This is a genomic window from Fodinibius sp. AD559 (assembly GCF_052712805.1).
Map to the genome: position 1 here is coordinate 387,181 of NZ_JBQPVW010000004.1, position 18,669 is coordinate 405,849.

General features: G+C 43.9%; 17 protein-coding genes and 1 pseudogene. 10 read left to right on the forward strand and 8 right to left on the reverse strand.

Annotated features, from left to right (window positions below; translation table 11 throughout):
- Positions 1-172: 172 nt before the first annotated feature.
- Complete coding sequence (locus ACQ4LT_RS09885; RefSeq protein ID WP_445665875.1) at positions 173-1,210, reverse strand: acyl-CoA thioesterase; 1,038 nt, start codon at positions 1,208-1,210, stop codon at positions 173-175.
- A gap of 169 nt (positions 1,211-1,379) precedes the next feature.
- Here ACQ4LT_RS09885 and ACQ4LT_RS09890 point away from each other — a divergent pair, with 169 nt between their 5' ends.
- The 7 genes and pseudogenes from ACQ4LT_RS09890 to ACQ4LT_RS09920 all read left to right on the forward strand — a co-directional run bounded on the left by ACQ4LT_RS09890 (position 1,380) and on the right by ACQ4LT_RS09920 (position 5,716).
- A complete protein-coding gene (locus ACQ4LT_RS09890; protein WP_445665876.1) occupies positions 1,380-2,669 on the forward strand; it encodes a rhodanese-like domain-containing protein in 1,290 nt (429 codons plus the stop codon).
- A gap of 128 nt (positions 2,670-2,797) precedes the next feature.
- Positions 2,798-3,829, forward strand: a complete 1,032-nt coding sequence (locus ACQ4LT_RS09895) for an Atu2307/SP_0267 family LLM class monooxygenase (RefSeq protein ID WP_445665877.1) — start codon at positions 2,798-2,800, stop codon at positions 3,827-3,829.
- Between the two features lie 15 nt (positions 3,830-3,844).
- The gene (locus ACQ4LT_RS09900; RefSeq protein WP_445665878.1) at positions 3,845-3,976 is read left to right on the forward strand and encodes a hypothetical protein; all 132 of its coding nucleotides are present in this window, start codon (positions 3,845-3,847) and stop codon (positions 3,974-3,976) included.
- A 9-nt stretch (positions 3,977-3,985) separates the two neighbouring features.
- Positions 3,986-4,222 carry a PH domain-containing protein gene (locus ACQ4LT_RS09905; RefSeq protein WP_445665879.1) on the forward strand — a complete coding sequence of 79 codons (237 nt, stop codon included), beginning with the start codon at positions 3,986-3,988 and terminating at the stop codon, positions 4,220-4,222.
- Between the two features lie 8 nt (positions 4,223-4,230).
- Positions 4,231-4,326: pseudogene (locus ACQ4LT_RS09910) on the forward strand (hypothetical protein); the annotation flags it as partial.
- A 114-nt stretch (positions 4,327-4,440) separates the two neighbouring features.
- Positions 4,441-4,869: a hypothetical protein gene (locus ACQ4LT_RS09915; RefSeq protein ID WP_445665880.1), complete on the forward strand. Its 429-nt coding sequence runs from the start codon at positions 4,441-4,443 to the stop codon at positions 4,867-4,869.
- Positions 4,870-4,927: 58 nt separating this feature from the next.
- Entirely contained in the window at positions 4,928-5,716 is a 789-nt protein-coding gene (locus tag ACQ4LT_RS09920) for an undecaprenyl-diphosphate phosphatase (RefSeq protein ID WP_445665881.1), read from the forward strand.
- A 202-nt stretch (positions 5,717-5,918) separates the two neighbouring features.
- Here ACQ4LT_RS09920 and ACQ4LT_RS09925 read toward each other — a convergent pair whose 3' ends face one another.
- The 7 genes from ACQ4LT_RS09925 to porD form a co-directional block, all read right to left on the reverse strand.
- Positions 5,919-7,139 (reverse strand): acyl-CoA dehydrogenase, encoded by a 1,221-nt coding sequence (locus tag ACQ4LT_RS09925; protein WP_445665882.1) that lies wholly within the window; start codon positions 7,137-7,139, stop codon positions 5,919-5,921.
- Between the two features lie 120 nt (positions 7,140-7,259).
- Positions 7,260-8,444, reverse strand: a complete 1,185-nt coding sequence (locus tag ACQ4LT_RS09930) for an acyl-CoA dehydrogenase family protein (RefSeq protein WP_445665883.1) — start codon at positions 8,442-8,444, stop codon at positions 7,260-7,262.
- A gap of 248 nt (positions 8,445-8,692) precedes the next feature.
- Entirely contained in the window at positions 8,693-8,995 is a 303-nt protein-coding gene (locus tag ACQ4LT_RS09935) for a ferredoxin family protein (RefSeq protein WP_322573571.1), read from the reverse strand.
- 122 nt (positions 8,996-9,117) lie between these two features.
- Positions 9,118-10,446 (reverse strand): FAD-dependent oxidoreductase, encoded by a 1,329-nt coding sequence (locus ACQ4LT_RS09940; protein WP_445665884.1) that lies wholly within the window; start codon positions 10,444-10,446, stop codon positions 9,118-9,120.
- Positions 10,447-10,569: 123 nt separating this feature from the next.
- Positions 10,570-11,544, reverse strand: a complete 975-nt coding sequence (locus tag ACQ4LT_RS09945; protein WP_445665885.1) for an electron transfer flavoprotein subunit alpha/FixB family protein — start codon at positions 11,542-11,544, stop codon at positions 10,570-10,572.
- Between the two features lie 101 nt (positions 11,545-11,645).
- Positions 11,646-12,416 (reverse strand): electron transfer flavoprotein subunit beta/FixA family protein, encoded by a 771-nt coding sequence (locus ACQ4LT_RS09950; RefSeq protein WP_445665886.1) that lies wholly within the window; start codon positions 12,414-12,416, stop codon positions 11,646-11,648.
- Between the two features lie 157 nt (positions 12,417-12,573).
- Positions 12,574-13,485 carry a type IX secretion system protein PorD gene (gene porD, locus ACQ4LT_RS09955; RefSeq protein ID WP_445665887.1) on the reverse strand — a complete coding sequence of 304 codons (912 nt, stop codon included), beginning with the start codon at positions 13,483-13,485 and terminating at the stop codon, positions 12,574-12,576.
- A 95-nt stretch (positions 13,486-13,580) separates the two neighbouring features.
- On the opposite strand from porD, the gene ACQ4LT_RS09960 reads away from it, so the two are divergent.
- The 3 genes from ACQ4LT_RS09960 to ACQ4LT_RS09970 all read left to right on the forward strand — a co-directional run bounded on the left by ACQ4LT_RS09960 (position 13,581) and on the right by ACQ4LT_RS09970 (position 18,331).
- The gene (locus tag ACQ4LT_RS09960) at positions 13,581-14,375 is read left to right on the forward strand and encodes a hypothetical protein (protein WP_445665888.1); all 795 of its coding nucleotides are present in this window, start codon (positions 13,581-13,583) and stop codon (positions 14,373-14,375) included.
- A complete protein-coding gene (locus tag ACQ4LT_RS09965) occupies positions 14,375-16,432 on the forward strand; it encodes a ComEA family DNA-binding protein (RefSeq protein ID WP_445665889.1) in 2,058 nt (685 codons plus the stop codon). The genes ACQ4LT_RS09960 and ACQ4LT_RS09965 overlap by 1 nt, the downstream gene beginning before the upstream one ends.
- A gap of 87 nt (positions 16,433-16,519) precedes the next feature.
- Complete coding sequence (locus ACQ4LT_RS09970) at positions 16,520-18,331, forward strand: SLC13 family permease (protein WP_445665890.1); 1,812 nt, start codon at positions 16,520-16,522, stop codon at positions 18,329-18,331.
- Positions 18,332-18,669: the final 338 nt, after the last annotated feature.

An 18,669-nucleotide genomic window follows, 5' to 3' on the forward strand; every position in this document is an offset into this window, starting at 1 on the left:
CCGTCATGATGAGCGTTTATCTCGGAGATCACCAACGGAGATAAGCTCTGCAATAATGATGCTCCCAAGAAAAGAAAGAACACCACTGACGATATGAGTTTTAGTTTATTGAGCATGCAATTCTATTAAAAGAGTAATTTATCTTAAATATAGTAAATGACTATTTGAAATGCTACTTATTGTTCTCCAAACGATCCATTCTTCGCCTATGCGCTTTCAGGTACCGTTCGTCCTCGGCATAGGTAGTGGGATAGACATCGGGCACCGGCTTTGGGTTGAGATCCTCATCCACATTTACAAACGTAAACACACAGGTATTTGATAGTGCCTTGGTTACTTTGTCCATGCTGGTGCGCTCGATATCTATTTCAAGCGTCATGGATGTTTCACCGGTGTAGACGATGCGACTGGTGAAATCAAGCTTATCGCCAATACGGATGGGCTGTAGAAAATTTATGCGGTTTACGCGGACAAATACCGGTCGATCGGGTAATATTTCTTCCGCTTGAATTAATGCCAGTTCAAAAGCTCGGCGAATGACGTATCCACCGAATATTTTATGAGGTACATTTTCCAGATCCGGATACATTCGTTCCACACTGTTGCGAATTTGTTCGCCAGCCAGTAACCCATTGAAATCATCTTTTTCTTGTGCCTTATGTAGCTCGCGTAGCATCTGATATTCCTCCTTGCTGGGCGGTTCTTCAAGGGCGTCAATCTGCTCTTGATATTTTTTTCGTCGTGCAATAGCGGCTTCATACCGCTCTTTTTCGATGTCGTTTTCATACTTTAGTGAGGGGATGGGCAGGCTTTTGGCTTCATCTCCTTCACCGATACGTGCCACCATCGTAAAATAGCAAGCGGCCATCGATTGTTCGGCCTCTTTATCCTGATCCACCCGAATGCCCACTTCCATGGATGTTCGTCCTACGTAATTGATACGCGCCCGGAGATATACATCTTTCTTGATCTCGGCGGGAACATGCAGGGCGATATCATCCACCGCCGCGGTTACCACTCGGCCTTCGGGTTCAAACTGGTGGACATAATCGAGAGCAATATCTTCAGCTAATTTATCAAGCTCTTCAAGCAAACGTCCCCACCTGATGTTACCGGGGATGTCTTTATCGATAATCTTAAACTTTTGCCGCAGTTTTGGTTCGCTGCTAAAGGGAAGTGTTCGTTCGATGGATGTTTCGAGTGGTCGCATAAATTGAAGTATTTTTAATCTTTTCTGGAGGTCACAAAGTGAGTATGCCTATTTATATGAATAATATTTTGATAAAAATCAGAAAGGTTCTTGTATTTAATATCAGTATTTGTCAAAGTAGTAGACAAATGATACCATCCTTTTTTGAAGAATCAATTAATTATTTTATATGAAAAATTTATCTACGTTTTCTACAGATGAGCTTAAATATTTTATCGATGAGAGTGCTGGAAAAGTAATTGATATTCGTCCCATTGCCGCCTATAACGGCTGGCGTCTACAGAATGAAAATCGGGGTGGACACATTCCTAAAGCTAAGAGTATTCCTCTAAAATGGACACGCTATATGGATTGGGTAGAAGTGTTGGAGGAGAAGAATATCCGAAAAGATGAACCGGCGGTGGTCTATGGATATGATGGGGAAAGTACCCGGTCGATGGCGAAAAAATTGCTTGATTTGAGCTATACCGATGTACGAATTTATGATGGTTTTTTGTCGGAATGGTCGGCTAATAAGGAGTTACCGCTGGATCGGCTGGAGCGATATCAGCAGTTGGTGCATGCGGAGTGGGTAAAACAACTGATCGATGGGGAAAGACCGCAGGAGTATGATAAAGATGATTACGTAATTTGCCACTCGCATTATGGTTATATCGAGGATTATGAAAAGGGACACATCCCGGGTGCAATTGCCCTAAATACAAACTGGCTGGAATCGACCGAAACGTGGAATAGGCGAACACCTGATGAATTGCGGAAGCGGCTGGAAAGTTTGGGAGTTCGCCACGATACCACCGTGGTAGTGTATGGACGTTTTTCGGCTCCGGTGTATGATGAAGAGCGTTTCCCCGGGAAGAGTGCAGGACATCTGGGGGCGATGCGCAGTGCGGCTATTTTACTTTATGCCGGCGTTGATGACGTCAGAATTTTAAACGGGGGTATTACATCTTGGGAAGATACGGGATATGAGCTTTCAACTAATGATGTGGATCCACAGCCTATCGAAGATTTTGGTGCTGAAATACCGGGTCGCCCGGAACTGATGATCGATACGCCCCAGGCAAAAGAATATTTAGCAGCGGATGATGCAGAATTGGTTAGCGTGCGCAGCTGGACAGAGTTTATCGGCGATCAAAGCGGCTATCACTATATCGATAAGAAAGGGCGCATTCCCGGCGCGGTGTTCGGCAATTGCGGTAGTGATGCTTATCATATGGAGAATTATCGTAATTTTGATCACACCATGCGTGAATACCAAGAAGTGGCTGAAAAGTGGATGGAGGAGGGACTAACACCTGTCAAAAAACTGGCATTCTACTGCGGAACCGGATGGCGGGGCAGCGAAGCATTTTGGAATGCCTGGCTTATGGGCTGGCCCAATGTTGCGGTCTATGACGGCGGATGGTATGAGTGGAGCAATGATCCTCAGAATCCGATAGGTACAGGTAAGCCGGAGTAGCAGATTACGCTGATCGGTATCCTCAACAGGCTATCAGTAATACCATGGAATTAGAGAAATCCATTTTTCGTTACAACCTAAACAATTACTTTAACATCAAATAAAATTAGCTTTTAAAAATAATACTCATGGAATTTGGTCTGTATACCTTTGTGGAAAATACCCCACATCCCGAGTTGGAACGCATGCTTACGCCCGATGAACGTCTTGAAAACCTGATGGAAGAAATTGAACTGGCCGACGAAGCAGGGCTTGATTTATTCGGAATCGGTGAGCATCATCGCGAAGAGTATCTATCGTCATCTCCAACTACCATTTTAGCTGCAGCGGCAGCGCGTACCGAACAGATCAGGCTCAGTAGTGCGGTAACGGTACTGGGATCGGAAGACCCGGTACGGGCGTATCAGCAGTTTGCAACCATTGATCAGCTTTCGAAGGGACGGGCCGAAATTATGGTGGGACGCGGTTCGTTTGTAGAATCTTTTCCATTATTTGGCTATGATCTGCAGGATTATGAGGAATTATTCGAGGAGAAGCTGGATCTACTGCTGAAACTTCGCGAAAGTAAAAGGATCACATGGAGCGGCGAGCATCGCCCCGATATCGATAATCGTGGAGTCTATCCGCAGCCATATCAGGATCAAATTCCCGTTTGGAGAGCAGTGGGAGGAACCCCCAAATCAGCCTATCAGGCGGGAGCACTGGGGCTGCCGATGGCGCTGGGTATTATTGGCGGACAGCCCGAACAGTTTAAGCAGTTGGCTGATATCCATAAAAGAGCAGCTGAGGAGAATGATCATGAGCCTCCCAGACTGAGTATCAATTCGCACGGATTTATCGCTGAGGATTCCAAAGAGGCAGCCGATATTGCCTTTCCCGCTTTTAAGGTAACGATGGATAAAATCGGTAAAGAACGCGGCTGGCCTCCCATGACGAGGGAAAAGTTTGAGGCTTCTCGAAGGCTACGTGGAGCCAATGCCGTTGGTGATCCGGAAGAAATTATTGATAAAGTCCTTTTTCAGCACGAAATTTTTGGTCACTATCGCTTTTTATTACAGATGAGCGTGGGATCTATCCCGCACAAAAAGCTGCTTAAATCCATTGAGCTGTTTGCCACAGAAGTAAAGCCTGCGGTAAATAAAGCGCTTAATGAAAAATAAATTAACGAGGATGCCATGGAAGATGTCAGGAAGACCTTTAAAGCACCTTGGGATTGGTTGCTGATCCTGATGACGAGCGGTATTACAATACTTCTTCTGGGACTGAATTATTATACTCCCGGAGCGATGCCCACTCTTATAACATGATCTATTATTTTGGGTGCACTCGGCCTCGGTATATTCGGTTATCATATTCAAGACGGTCAGCTTAAAATTTTACGGCTTGGCTGGTCGAAGGATATTAATTTATCAGAGATCGAAAGTGTTGAATTTAAGCCTCATGCGATGACGGGATCAGTACGAACGTTTGGTATTGGGGGAATGTTCGGCTATTTCCGGAATAGTATTTTAAAAGTTACAAAGCGTATGTTACCCATCGGAATAAAACGGTAGTTTTAACAACAGCAGAGGGCGAAATTGTAATTTCCCCTGATGATCCGGAAGCGTTTGTAACATGCACAAAATCAGTTTTAGAGGGTAATGCAGCCGGTAATTGATAATCTTTTGGAGAAATTACCGCTATTAAGAATTGATCTTATTAAAGTTTCTGTTTCAACGGTAGTTTCGTATCATTGAGCCTCATAAATTTAATCATTTAAATCTTATTACATATGTACACCGGTTTTCAACATCTGCACTCCGGCCTTGCTTACTTGGTGCTGCTCATTTTAGTTGGCGTTATCGGATATGCGTTAATGAACTTCATTAACAACAAGCCATTTACCGAAAAAGCGCGAAAATTCTCATTGGTAGGACTAATTGCCGCCCACATTCAGTTGCTAATCGGGTTAGTGCTATATTTTATTTCACCCAATGTCATGTTTTCTGGTGAAGCGATGGGGGATGCGATGTCACGCCTGTATTTGCTCGAGCACCCGCTGACTATGATCATCGGTATAGTGCTGATTACCATTGGTTATTCCAAGGCCAAAAGTGGGGATGATGATGCCGCACGATATAAGAAAATTCTTATTTTTTACGGCTTGGGATTATTTCTGATCCTGCTTCGCATTCCGTGGTCTGCATGGCCGGGCATGTAGTTTTCTTTTTTATTCTGATGTAAACTGGAAACCTTTTTTCTATGCAAAATATGGTAGTATGAGCATTATTGAAGTTATCATCCTCAGTATCATCGAAGGGATTACCGAGTTTTTACCGATTTCTTCAACGGGACACATGATTTTGGCCTCACATCTCATGGGGATGGAAAACACCGAGTTTCTCAAAACGTTTGAGATCTCCATCCAGCTTTCGGCCGTGCTGGCCATTGTGGTTATGTATCGCGATAAGTTGTTCGCTGGCCTAAAACTTTACTATAAGTTGTTTTGGGCTTTTATTCCCGTTTCTATTGTTGGACTGCTCTTTTATGATGCTATTAAAGCGGTGTTGTTTAATACGATAGTAGTGAGCGTGATGCTGATTTTGGGTGGTGTAGTACTCATCTGGCTCGATAAATGGACCCGTAACCGAGAAACCCAATACAAAAAGCTTGAAGATATCTCCACCAAGGGTGCTTTGATGATCGGAGTTGCCCAGTGCTTTGCACTTATACCTGGTACTTCACGGGCCGCAGCTACGATTATTGGTGGCGTTGGAATTGGCTATAACGAGCGACAGGCTACAGAGTTTTCCTTTTTATTGGCTATTCCTACTATGGCTGCGGCTACAGGTTATGATTTGTTTAAAACGGCTTCCGGCATATCAATGGAGCAGTTTATCTTGTTAGGAGTGGGAAGTATTTTTGCTTTTATCTTTGCTTGGATTGCTGTAAAGGGCTTTCTCAAAATTGTAGATTCCTACGGGTTTCGCCACTTTGGATATTACCGCATTGGTTTGGCAGTAGCATTTTTGGTGCTTGCTTTCGGATTTAACATCACCTTGTATTAGGGAGGGGATTTGCATAATTAATTGTGTCATGCTGAACTTGTTTCAGCATCTGTAAATAATTATTCTTCAAAAAGTTCAACTCCAGATCCTGAAATAAATCCAGGATGACATATAGGTTTTTCAAGAAAGTCTATTAGATGTTAACTAAACAAAAAAAACTCTTTGATGGGATTTTAATTCTTGTCAAAGTTTTAGTAAGGAATTACTCTTCTGGCATATCATTTCCACGGGGAACAAACGCTTGAATATCAGTAATCTCCCGGCCTAATATTAATCCGTGAATATCGTAAGTACCTTCGTAGGTGTTTACTGATTCGAGATTCATTACGTGATGGATGACGCGGTATTCGCCGGTGATACCGTTGGCGCCGTGCATATCGCGAGCTATACGTGCAATTTCTAATGCCGTTCCACAATTGTTTCGCTTGGCTAACGATACCATAGAATGATGAGAACGTCCCTCGTCTTTAAGTTTGCCAAGTCGCCATGCAAGCAGTTGCATTTGTGTGATATCCGTAAGCATGTTGGCTAACTTGGTTTGCGGCAACTGGTTTGCCCCAATAGGGTACCCAAATTGTTTGCGGTCGAGCACATATTCACGTGCTTTCTGATAGCAGAATTCTGCAGCTCCAACCGTGCCCCAGGCAATGCCGTATCGGGCAGAGTTAAGGCAGGTAAATGGACCTTTGAGTCCACGAATATCGGGAAAAGTGTTTTTGTCAGGCACAAACACATCCTCAAAAACCATTTCTCCGGTTTCGGAAGCACGAAGTGACATTTTATGTTTTGTGGACGGTGCGCTGTAGCCGTCCATATCCTTGGTTACAATAAAACCACGAATTTCTCCATCATCGTCCTTGTTTTCTTTCGCCTTCGCCCAGACAATACCCACATCAGCGATTGGGGAATTGGTAATCCACATTTTGGCACCGTTCAGGATCCAGCCGCCATCTGTTTTAATCGCAGTTGTACTCATTGAACCGGGGTCGGAACCGTGGTCGGGTTCGGTCAATCCAAAGCAGCCGATAAGTTCTCCGGTAGCGAGCTTCGGTAGAAAGCGTTCTTTCTGTTCATCCGTACCAAATTCAAAGATGGGCAGCATTACCAGCGACGATTGCACCGACATAAATGAACGGTAACCCGAATCCACGCGCTCAACTTCACGAGCGATGAGTCCATAGGCAGTTTGACTGGCATCTACACCTCCGTATTTAGGGGGGAGATAGGAACCGAGGAGTCCTAAATCGCCCATTTCAGTGGCAATTTTGGGATCGAAATATTCTTCTTGATTTCCTTTCAGGGCGCGTGGTTCTAATTTGCTCTGAGCATAGTCGCGAGCCGTCTCCATGATCATACGATCATCTTCGGAGAGCTCGGATTCAAACTGAAACGGGTCGTCAATATTAAAGCTATTGCTGGCCATGAAATAATTATTTAATGTAAGTTTTCTTTAATCGAAGGTAAATGATATGGTTGAAAGTTGCAGGTTTCAAGTGGAAGGGATATAACATTCAACTTTCAACTTGCTAACATTTAACAGCAGTTATCCCCAGAATTCTTTCTTGAGCTCACGGCCGATAATCATGCGTTGTACTTCGGAGGTGCCTTCGCCAATAGTCATCAGTTTGGCATCGCGCATAAAACGCTCAACATGATATTCCTTGATGTATCCGTAACCGCCGTGAATTTGAACCGCTTCGTTGGCAGCGCGTACTGCCAGTTCTGAGGCAAAAAGCTTTGCCATTGAGACTTCCTTTGTAAATGGCTTGTTCTGATCTTTTAGCCAAGCTGCGCGGTGGACCAACATTCGAGCCGCATCGACTTCCGTAGCTATGTTAGCAATCTTTGATTCAATAGCCTGGAAGTCGCCAATCGGAGATCCGAACTGCTTACGTTCGCCGGAATATTTTAGGGATTCTTCCAAAGCACCACGAGCAATTCCAACCGAAAGGGCACCGATCCCGATACGTCCGCCATCGAGAACCTTCATCGTATCCACAAATCCTTTGCCCAGTTCACCGAGCAGATTTTCTTCGGGTACTTCTACATCCTCAAAAATGACTTCCGTCGTATCGCTGGAATTCATTCCCAGCTTTTCCATTTTGCCACCCGATTCAACGCCATCCCAATTACCCTCAACAATAAAAGCACTGATCCCTTTCGTTCCTTTGTCAGGATCTGTTTTAGCCAAAACTACGTAAATATCTCCCACTGAGCCCTGTGTGATAAAAATTTTAGTACCATTAAGAATGTATTTATCACCTTTTTTAATAGCTGTTGTTTTCATTCCCGAAGCATCACTTCCTGAGCCGGGTTCCGTGAGGCACCAAGCTCCCAGCTTTTCACCTTTGGCAAGGGGCGTCAGGTACTTTTCTTTTTGGGATTCGTTTGCTGCCAGGGCAATATGTCCCGATGCAAGGGAAGTATGCGAGGCTACGGTCAGGGCAAGGGAAGCATCCCATCGGGCAATCTCCTCTATGGCGAGGCAAAAACTGACGTGTCCTACGCCACCGCCACCATATTTTTCGGGATGAACCATTCCCATAAAACCTTGGTCGGCTAACTTTTTTACGAGGCTGTGTGGAAATTCTTTACTGGCGTCGCGCTCTTTAACACCCGGTTTAACATGGCGCTCAACAAAATCTTTAATACTGTCGCGAATAAGTTGCTGTTCTTCTGAAAGTTCAAAACTAAGCTCAGTAGGTCCTTGCATTACGTCGGTACTCATAAGATGGAATTAAAATAGATTGGAATTTATCTCCCTATTAAAATAGAAAAATTTTGATAAATCGTTTTGGGAAACAAGCCTTACTTGGGGAAAGTATACCTTGATCAGGTAAAAATTTGTAATCAAATAATTAAAAATATTCAGGGCAAGTTTTTTAAACTGATGACTTCCTTTTGACACCAAGCATTGTAACAAGATTATGCTTTACTTTTATATCTTGTTGCTCCGCTCTGTGTGGCAACGAAAGACTATCCGAAATTCCACGTTACGCCCCGTCCAATTTCCGGATCGGGGTAATTCCAGTCCACTGCTCCCTGATCACAGGCATACATGCATGTACCACATTCGATGCAATCCTCAACCTGAAAATGTACTTGGCCGTCCTCATCCATCGTATAGCAATTTGCGGGACAAACGTAGGTTGTGCACTTGTGCGGGCATACAGAATTGCAGATATCGGTATCGACCTCAATATGGGGCTTAATATCTGATTTTGCTTGGTTGCGATAGCTGACCAATCCCAGTCGTTCTGTAAGATCAAGTAATTTCATAATAAATGATGACTTGCCATTAATTAGCAGATGTCGTTCTGAACTCGTTTCACAATCTATAAAATACTTGAGTTCAGATCCTGAAATAAATTGAGGATGACATGTTTATTGGTATTTAATTTCTATAACGATTTAGCTCCTTTAAATCCGATTTTCATGAGATCCCAGTACGAAGAGTGCTCCTTGATGGATTCACTCATGAGCTCACGCGATTTCTTTGTCGGCTCGTTGTCAATGGTAAAGAACTTCCGTCCGAAGTCACAAATCAAGTTCGGCACATCCTGGTACATCGTCGGATTATGCAGCATGTGTACCGCATCCTGAAAGGTGTTAATATCCTTCATTACATAGCTTTCTTCGAGCGCTTGTTTGTATTCCTTTAGTGTATTACTTGTAAAATCATCGCGTTCTTTAGCCTTTACAATCGTTTCTGCTCCCAGAATACCGGACCGCATTGCATAATCCATGCCCTGAATGGCTTTTCCGGCATTCATTAGCAAGTTTGCTGCCTCACCACATAGCAGAACCCCATCCTTGTACACCTCTTTGGGCATTGCCCGTTTATCTCCGGATGAAACAACATGCGCTGAATATTCCATGACTTCGCCTCCTTTGATGGTGTCCTGAATAACAGGATGAGCTTTAAAGGTATTTAATAAATCATGCGGACTTTTTTCTTTCTCCCGCATATCCTTGATCCCCGCCACTAAGCCGAGCGAAATGGTATCACGATTGGTATAGAGAAAACCTCCCCCCTCAACCCCATCGGTAGCAAAGCCGACGAACTCGTTTGACATACCACTGAGTCCATTGAGCTGAAAACGATCTTCCAGCACTTTTTGGTCGTAGCGGATGACCTCTTTGATGCCGGTCAGCATGTGATCGGCAGGAACGTAATCATCCTGTAGTCCAACCTGGCGTGTAAGTAGATTATTAACGCCCTCTGAGATAATGACGCTGTCGGCATGGAACTCTTCATCGCCAGTACGGATGCCTACTGCTTTATCATCTTCCATAAGGATTTCATCTACCTTAATATTAGTGGCGATGAATGATTCCATGGCATAGTCGCTATTGTCGATTTCTTCCTGAACCTTGCCCGCAAGCCAGCGATCAAACTTGGAACGCAGGACGACGACGCCGGAGTAGGGCGTTTCATTGAAGTGTGAGGATTTAAAATCGATGGAAAACGTTGACTGATCATCCATGAAGGTAAGCCGGCGATGGTTAATAAATCGTTCCCAGCCGCCGTCTTCCTCCTCCCAGTAATTGGGGACGAGCTTGGCCAGATCGCTACCCCAGAGTACACCGCCCGAGACGTTCTTGGATCCGGCAAATTCACCTTTTTCGATGAGTAAAAACTTCATGTTATTGCGGGCCAATGTCATAGCGGCTGCTAATCCGGCAATACCTGCACCCACAATAATACAGTCAAACTTTTCGTCCATCATAAGAAATATTGAATAATTAGTTTATTTATCTTGTCGCAATGCTCTGCGTTGCGACATCAATAACGAATTACTCGTGACGACGAAGAGCGTCGTGACGAGAGTACATTTATGACTTGAAATTTTCTATTCTTTTATCTTTTTCAATTCTTCAATAAACGGTGGCAATACTTTGTAAAGATCTCCAACGATGCCGTAATCAGCAATATCGAAAATTGGGGCATCGGGATCTTTATTGATTGCTACAATCACCTTGCTGTTGGCCATACCTGCCACGTGCTGAATGGCTCCGGAAATTCCTACGGCTATATAGAGCTGTGGCGAAACTACTTTTCCGGTCTGACCAATTTGCAGGCTCGGGTCCATAATTCCCGCTTCTGTCAATGCTCGGGAAGCACCGAGCGCGGCGTTTAGCACAGAGGCTAATTCCTCAATTAACTCCTGCCCTTCATCATCTTTGGCACCTCGTCCCGCAGCAACAATCGTTTCAGCTTCAGTAAGATCGATCTTATCACCGGAAGCACCAATAATTTCCCGAAGGGTCGCTTTAAGTTTATCTTCATCAAAACTAAAATCGATGTTTACGACTTCGCCTTCGGTGGGAGATTCATTTAGATCATATGAACCCGACCGGACGGAGACCAGAATGTTATCTCCGCTTGCTTCATTTTCCGAAAGAATCTTTGCCGCCATTACCGGACGTGTAGCTTCAATGCCACCGTCGGTAAGCTCGAATTGGGAGACATCCGACAGTACAGCTGCATCAGTATTAGCAGCTAAAGCTCCCAAAATATCTTTAGTCCCCTCGGTAGAACCAAATCCAAACACAAAGGGATTTGCTTTATCCATCACTTTGGAAAGTGCCTTAAGTAGCGGCGTGCTTTGATGGTTTTTAAAAATAGGGTCTTCAATCGTATAAATTTTAGAAGCACCATATTTTTGAACTTCCTCAACGTGATCAGAAGCATTGGCATTAATGATGACAGCTTCCGAGGTGTGGCCGTTGGCTTCAGCGAGTTCCGTCATCCTGGATAATACTTCAAGGGAAGATCGTTTTATTTTTCCGTCACTTACAGCGATGTGGGTTAGTAGAGTACTCATTTCGTTGGATAATATATTTTATAGATTATCAATTTCAATAATTGAACTATCAGCGATCAGCTTTCAGCAATCTACTGAGCTGATAGCTGAAGCCTGAAAGCTTAAATAACATTTTCTTCTTCGTCGAGGAGATGGGCTACTTTCTGTGCCAACTCGTCGGGTTCGCCTTCAAACTTCTGTCCAGGTTCACGTTCGGGCTTTTCCATGTAACCGGTTACTTTCGTTTTCGCAGAAAGGGCCGATTCATCCATGTTCATATCCGAAAGGGCAATGGTTTCCATCGGTTTACGCTTGGACTGCATAATTCCTTTCAGGCTGGGGATACGAGGCTCATTCATGTCATTCGAGCAGGTTACCAGGCAGGGTTGCGAAAGTCCGATTATCTCTTGTCCGGAATCGCCCTGCCGTTTTACTACAAGTTCATCCTCGTCCATTTCGAGTCCCACGGCATTGGTGGCGTAGGGCAGATCGAGATGTTGTGCCAGCATGCTCCCTGCCAGTCCCGCATCGGTATCCTGCGACTGTTTTCCACAGGAGATAACATCGTATTCTTTGTCTTTAAAAAAAGTTGCCAGAATCTTTGCATATACCGCTGAATCATAATCGACGTCATCTTCGGTAGTGATATGTGTGGCTTTATCGGCTCCCATAGCAAGCGCTTTTCGGATGGTTTCTTTAGCTTTATCGGGACCAACCAGCACGACTTCTACTTCGCCGTCGTGTTCTTCGGTGAGGACAAGCGCCTCCTCAACGGCCGAAGCATCGTAGGCATTGAGTACCATACGGTCGGTATCTTGAATCAGGTTGCCATCTTTAATTTGGATAGGCGCATCTACATCGGGGACTTGTTTAATACAGACGTAAAATTTCATACGATGAAAATATTTTCAGTTAGAATGGAAAAGATTTACTCCTCAGGCTGAGAATATACAAAACCTGACATTAAATATTCAGCAGGTTGCCACTTACATATAGAAACACATATAAAAAAGTGTTTGAAGTCTTAAATAGCAACGTTAGAGCTGGGAATTACTGTAATTTTTGATATTCGCTGAGATGGCTCTGATCAATGTTTGATAACATATTGTAGGCTTCCAGTCGAATTTGTGGCTCAGCATCTTCAAAGATGGAGGTTAGTTCGCGATACTTGGCATTAAAGAACATATCAAAAAGTAGGTTTGAGGAAGTTTGTCGTTGTGCTTGCTGGATTTTTTCCAATGCTGATATAATCTGGTTGCGTGCCTGCTCGGGATTATCCAAAAATTGATCAATTCCTTCTCTGTGATATTGATAAAGGGCGGCCCGAAATAGTTCGTAATTGGTTTGCAGAAGATTCGAAACTAACTGGGCTCTGTTCCGTTGGTTGCTACTGCGCGACCACCCTATAGCGGAGGTGCTTTGTGCAAGAGATAGGATGTTCTGTGCCCGTTGGTAGTATTCGGTACCGCCCAGCTCTTCAAAGCTGTCAAAATCATAACCTAAAATAATATAAATATAAAAGTCGATTAAGCTGATAAGCGGATCGAACTGGAGTTCATCATGCAGGAAGGTACGGTTGGGAGTGTACTCAAAATCCCATTCCTCGTCATTAAAGAGAAAGAGGACTGTATTGCGGGTGGTGTTATAAATCGGGCGTTGGGACCGAACAATTATTTGCGCTTTAAAATTGTAATCCTCAACGGATAATAAATTTATCTGCAGAGACATTTTGATGCGCTCGTTTTCATTGAAGTTTGCGTTGGTCCACTCGTATTGATTGATATACTCCTCAATTTGTTGAGGAAGCTTATCAAGGTAGCCCAGTGAGGTGCTATTTATTTGGCTCCGGTCGATTGTTACATTCGCATTAATTTCTTGAGCCCAAATACTTTGAGGGCCTCCTATAAAGAGGATCAAAAAAAGAAATATCGAAATATTCTTTTTTAAAGAGGAAATATTCATTTTGAATTTATAGATTACTTAAAATCATCAGAGAGACTACTTATATGATACGAAAGCTATTCGATTTACACAGATATAAGCACATTTTATTAAGTATGCTATTATTAGCGATAAGTGGCGTTGGCTCATCGGTACAAGCACAAGCCGTTATTGGTGCCAGAGAACTTGCTGTTGGACAAGCGACATCGGCCTTGCAGGGAACAGATTGGTCAATATTTGGCAATCCTGCGCTGATGTCGGAGGATGAACGTGCAGTGTCGTTTTTTGGTGTTCGCTATTTTGGTCTTTCAGAAATAACCGATATGGCTTTTTCGGGATCGTATCCTACAAAATTTGGCGTTGTGGGAGCGGGTGCGCATCGTTATGGAGATGACCTTTTTAATGAAAGCAGGTTACGGATCGGGTATAAGAATTCGTTTGCCGGATTTCATTTTGGGGCTATCATCAATTATAGCCACGTTACAATGGGAGGTGGCTATGGCTCGGCCGGGGCGCTTGGAGTAGATGTGGGAGTGGCGGCTCCTGTTGTATCTGATTTATGGATTGGAGCCAAGGCTACAAATATTAATCAGCCGGAGTATGGATCACTCAATAATGAAAAATTGCCCAGAGAGCTAAGCATCGGATTATCATATCAATTATCTGATATTGCCTTGTTTACCAGTGATGTAGTCAAGGATGTACAGTTTCCCATCTCATATCGTGGAGGTGTTGAGGTATCGGTTATTGAAAATTTAGTTGGACGTGCGGGTATTACCACCGAACCCCTGACATTTTGGGGAGGATTTGGATACAGCAGGGATTTGTGGGCTGTGAATATAGCTGTTCAGCGTCATGAAAATAGAGTGTTGGGATATAGTCCCGCCATCGATTTTAAAGTTACTTGGTAATGCGCAGCAGTCTACTATTTATACTGGGATTATTTTTTGTTATGCCGATTGTTGTGTTGGCACAGCAGCAGGATACCACCCGTTCGGAGGTACAGGATGATCTTGAAGATGCCATTGAAAACTTTGATCCCGGCGACACCGAATTTGACAGTGAACAGATGACACAGCTTCTGCAAGAGCTGGCCGAAAATCCCATTAATATTAATAATGCCAGCGTAAATGCACTGCTACAAATCCCGGGATTAAATCTTAAACTTGCTCGCGGTATCATCGCATATCGATCCGAAGTAAAACCATTCGAAACGATTGAAGAGTTGGATGAGGTATCGGGTATCGGCCGGGTAACCCTGGAACAGGTGCGTCCTTATGTAACGGTGGGAAGTGGTCTTGAGTTGAGAAAAGCGCTTTATACAAATCCGCGTTATTGGACATCTGATGGGGAGTTTCAGATGTTTTCCCGTTTTCAGCGCGACCTGCAAGAAGGAAAGGGATATCAGCAACCACCACAGGAAGGAGGGTATATCGGTAGCCCGATCAAGTATTATCAGCGTATGGGATATGAGAGCAATCACTTATCAATAAGTTTAACGCAGGAAAAAGATCCCGGTGAAGAGCTCGTAGGACCCTTTCAATTTGATCACCGCACTTGGCATGTAGCCCTTGAAAATAATGGACACTTGCAGATGTTAGTGGGTGGAGATTATAGTCTGGGTTTTGGCCAGGGATTGGTGCTTTGGAGTGGAGCTGCTTTTGGAAAAGGAAGTAATGTGGTGGGGGCTGTGAGTCGCAACGGCCGAGGCATAAAGCCTTACACATCAGCGCAGGAAACAAACTATTATCGCGGCGGGGCAGTGACGTATGGCGGGAAACTTCAGTTTACCGGTTTCTATTCAAACAGAAAACGCAGTGCGAGTGAAATAAGTCCCGATACCACTCGCTTCCCGGGAACGGATGGATATCATCGCACGGAAAATGAGTTTCTGCAGAAAAATAATTTGCAACAGACGTTATATGGTGGACATATTCAATTAGAGCTGCCTTTTAGTATTATTGGTGCGACTGGTTACCAAACGACCTTCGATCGGTATATCGCGGCCAGTAATCAAACGTATGCACAGTACGATTTTGAGGGTACTTCAAATTATGCCTACGGATTGGATTATACCTTTTTAGCTGGACCTGCTGTTATTTTTGGAGAGATTGCTCAAAGTGAAAATGGAGGATATGGCTTTATTACCGGTGTTGAAAGTAGTATCGGTGAAGATACGGATATAACGCTGGCGTATCGGAAGTACCAGAAAGAGTTTCAATCTATATTAGGGAATGGATTTGGAGAGGTATCCGGTCAGCCCAAAAACGAACAAGGTATCTATTTGGGAATGCGTCATGTTATTGGCGAAAAAGTAATGCTTAGTGCGTATATCGACCAGTTTCGATTTCCCAGCGCCCGCTTTGGCACTAATCAACCTACTCAGGGATTTGATTGGCTGGCAAAGGCAGAGGTGGATTTTACAAGTGATCTCAATTTTTATGTACAGTTGCGCAGTGAAATTGAGGATGATGAATATGAGGTGTTGGATTCTTTCGGTCGGAGTCAGCGCCGGTTGGGGGATGCACAACGTAGCAGCTTCCGGGCGAATATTGAATATTGGGTAAATAGAAATGTGCGCTTGCGTACAAGGGGAGAGGTGGTTCGGAGCCGACAGGCCGGAGAAGATATGGAGCTTGGTTATTTGTTGTACCAGGATTTACGATTGCGAATCAATGATGAATTCAGTTTGGATACACGGCTTTCCATGTTCGATACCGAAAGTTTTGCAACACGTGTTTACCAGTTCGAAAATGATCTGCTGTATGTATTTTCAAGTCAATCGTTTTTTGATCAAGGGCAGCGAATGTATGTGTTGTTGAATTACGAACCCTTCAATTTTTTGGAACTTTGGGCCAAATTTGGTATTACCGTCTATGAAGATACACAGGTTATCGGTAGTGGGCTGAATCAGATTGAAGGAGATCAGCGCAGCGAGGTCGGTATTCAGGCCCGCATTCGATTTTAGATCAAAATCTAAAATTGTAATAGCATATCTGCAGAGTTCTTTTATCTTAAGTAGAATTATCTATTTCAGAAATTTATAGTAGTGTTCATGAGTATTGATATTATTATCATATTAGTAGTACTGGTGCTCAGTTTTGTGGCATTGGCCATTGATTTATGGAGCCCGGATGCTGTTTTATTAACCGGCTTGGCAGTTGTCACGGTCAGCGGTGTAATAAGTCTTGAAGAGGCATTCCTGGGATTTGGAAATACAACACTGCTGGCGTTGGGAAGTTTGTATGTTATTGGAGCTGCACTCCGAGAAAGTGGGGCATTAGATAAAGCCAGTAATTTTATTTTAGGTAACGAAACCAGAAGTGTACAACGAATCCTGTTGCGGTTATGTCCCAGTGTATCAGTTTATTCTGCCTTTCTGAATAATACGCCCATTGTAGCTATGGGAATACCGGCGATACGGAGCTGGGCAAAGAAACATCATATCCCGGTATCTAAGCTGCTGATGCCTCTTTCATACGCGGCCATTTTAGGCGGACTCTGTACGTTGATTGGTACCAGCACAAATCTGATTACCCACGGTTTATTAGAGAGTCACGGTTTTAAGGGATTCTCATTTTTTGAATTGGCTTGGGTAGGCGTCCCCTGTGCTATTGTGGGATTAGTATATTTGGTAATTGTTTCACCAAAACTTACTCCTGCCCGGCGTGATATTCGCTATCAGGAAGAGCAAAACAGAAAACTGCTGGTAGAGCTGGAGATTACAGATGGAGCTGATGTTATAGGAAAAACGGTTTCCGAAGCGGGATTATCAACAATTTCAGGATTTTATCTGTCGCGGATCAATCGGAATGAACAAGAAATTGCACCCGTACCGGATGAGGAAAAGCTGCGTGCCGGCGATCATCTTTTTTATGCTGCAAAGGGTGGCATCGCTTCCAAAAAACCTGAGCTTGAAGGATATCCTGGACTGAAATTAGCCTATCAGCCACCGCGTACCATCAGGAGAAATGAAAAACATCGGGAGCTCCACCAAGTAGTAGTAAAAGAGGGATCGCGCTTAGTAGGAGCTACTGTGGGTGAAGCTCAATTGCTGGAACGTTTTGGTGCGGCGGTTACGGGAGTTCGTCGCCGGGGTCACCGGATAGATCAGCCACTGGGAAAATTCGTATTACATCCCGGAGATGTTCTTTTGCTGGATACGGGACGAGGTTTCCGAGGAGCACATGAAGATACTGAAGACTTTTTCTTAACCAGTGAGGCTGGGGGAGAAGCTCCCGGAGAACCAAAAGAAATAATTGAGGAGCGGCCGGGCGGTAAGGACTTATATATTTCGGTAGCAGTATTATTTGGCGTGGTTGGCTTGGTTGCAGGAGGCGTACTCCATATAGCACTGGCTGGCATTTTGGGTGTGGCTGTACTTTTGAGCTTTAATGTTATTGAAGCCGGAGAAGCGCGAAAGTCGGTCGACTGGACGGTTTTAATTGTCATTGGTGCGGCTTTGGGATTGGGAAAAGCGATGGAAGTAAGTGGAGCGGCTATAATTATTGGAGAGGGCATGGTTGAGCTGACAAGTGCTTATGGACCTCGAGCAACTCTGGCGGGAGTGGTTATTATTACCGTGATTTTAACAGAGTTCATTACAAATAATGGGGCAGTAGCTATCATGTTTCCCATTGCCTTATCTGTTGCAGAAACACAGGGTATTGAGGCACGCGGATTGGTAATTGGGATAACTTTGGCAGCTTCTATGTCGTTAATTACTCCAATCGGTTATCAAACTAATTTGATGGTATATGGGCCCGGTAATTATAAGTTTACCGATTTCTTTAAAGTAGGTTTTCTCTTGCAGATTACACTGTGGTCTGTTCTCATTATCTTGATACCTTACGTTTGGCCGATGTAGGTGTGAGATATTGAATGTTAAATGAATTTTTGTAGTCGTTAATTGATAAGGTGATGAAGTGATAAAGTAACTTATTTTTTCGTTTCTACGCTCTGCTTGAAACGGATAAACTGTTCGAACTTCATTTTTTTCAGTCTTGAAGGACTTCAGATATCCGACATGTCATCCCGACTAAGCGAAGCGCACGGAGGGATCTATCATGGCCAGAAAAAATGTAGGAAGCAGGATAGATGTTTCAACTCCACTACGTTTCGTTCGACATGACGATTTGGTTATTTTGTAGGTTAATAAGGACCGTTTTAAAATCGTGAAATTGTTACGAAGAAGTCTACCCTTAA

Excerpts from the sequence above, each read along its gene's own strand:
- ACQ4LT_RS09965 (WP_445665889.1), top strand. The coding sequence starts at position 14,375 with ATGCGCAGCAGTCTACTATTTATACTGGGATTATTTTTTGTTATGCCG.
- porD (WP_445665887.1), bottom strand. The coding sequence starts at position 13,485 with ATGAATATTTCCTCTTTAAAAAAGAATATTTCGATATTTCTTTTTTTG.
- ACQ4LT_RS09915 (WP_445665880.1), top strand. The coding sequence starts at position 4,441 with ATGTACACCGGTTTTCAACATCTGCACTCCGGCCTTGCTTACTTGGTG.
- ACQ4LT_RS09970 (WP_445665890.1), top strand. The coding sequence starts at position 16,520 with ATGAGTATTGATATTATTATCATATTAGTAGTACTGGTGCTCAGTTTT.
- ACQ4LT_RS09885 (WP_445665875.1), bottom strand. The coding sequence starts at position 1,210 with ATGCGACCACTCGAAACATCCATCGAACGAACACTTCCCTTTAGCAGC.
- ACQ4LT_RS09930 (WP_445665883.1), bottom strand. The coding sequence starts at position 8,444 with ATGAGTACCGACGTAATGCAAGGACCTACTGAGCTTAGTTTTGAACTT.
- ACQ4LT_RS09890 (WP_445665876.1), top strand. The coding sequence starts at position 1,380 with ATGAAAAATTTATCTACGTTTTCTACAGATGAGCTTAAATATTTTATC.
- ACQ4LT_RS09940 (WP_445665884.1), bottom strand. The coding sequence starts at position 10,446 with ATGATGGACGAAAAGTTTGACTGTATTATTGTGGGTGCAGGTATTGCC.
- ACQ4LT_RS09920 (WP_445665881.1), top strand. The coding sequence starts at position 4,928 with ATGAGCATTATTGAAGTTATCATCCTCAGTATCATCGAAGGGATTACC.
- ACQ4LT_RS09960 (WP_445665888.1), top strand. The coding sequence starts at position 13,581 with ATGCTATTATTAGCGATAAGTGGCGTTGGCTCATCGGTACAAGCACAA.
- ACQ4LT_RS09925 (WP_445665882.1), bottom strand. The coding sequence starts at position 7,139 with ATGGCCAGCAATAGCTTTAATATTGACGACCCGTTTCAGTTTGAATCC.
- ACQ4LT_RS09935 (WP_322573571.1), bottom strand. The coding sequence starts at position 8,995 with ATGAAATTACTTGATCTTACAGAACGACTGGGATTGGTCAGCTATCGC.
- ACQ4LT_RS09950 (WP_445665886.1), bottom strand. The coding sequence starts at position 12,416 with ATGAAATTTTACGTCTGTATTAAACAAGTCCCCGATGTAGATGCGCCT.
- ACQ4LT_RS09895 (WP_445665877.1), top strand. The coding sequence starts at position 2,798 with ATGGAATTTGGTCTGTATACCTTTGTGGAAAATACCCCACATCCCGAG.
- ACQ4LT_RS09900 (WP_445665878.1), top strand. The coding sequence starts at position 3,845 with ATGGAAGATGTCAGGAAGACCTTTAAAGCACCTTGGGATTGGTTGCTG.
- ACQ4LT_RS09945 (WP_445665885.1), bottom strand. The coding sequence starts at position 11,544 with ATGAGTACTCTACTAACCCACATCGCTGTAAGTGACGGAAAAATAAAA.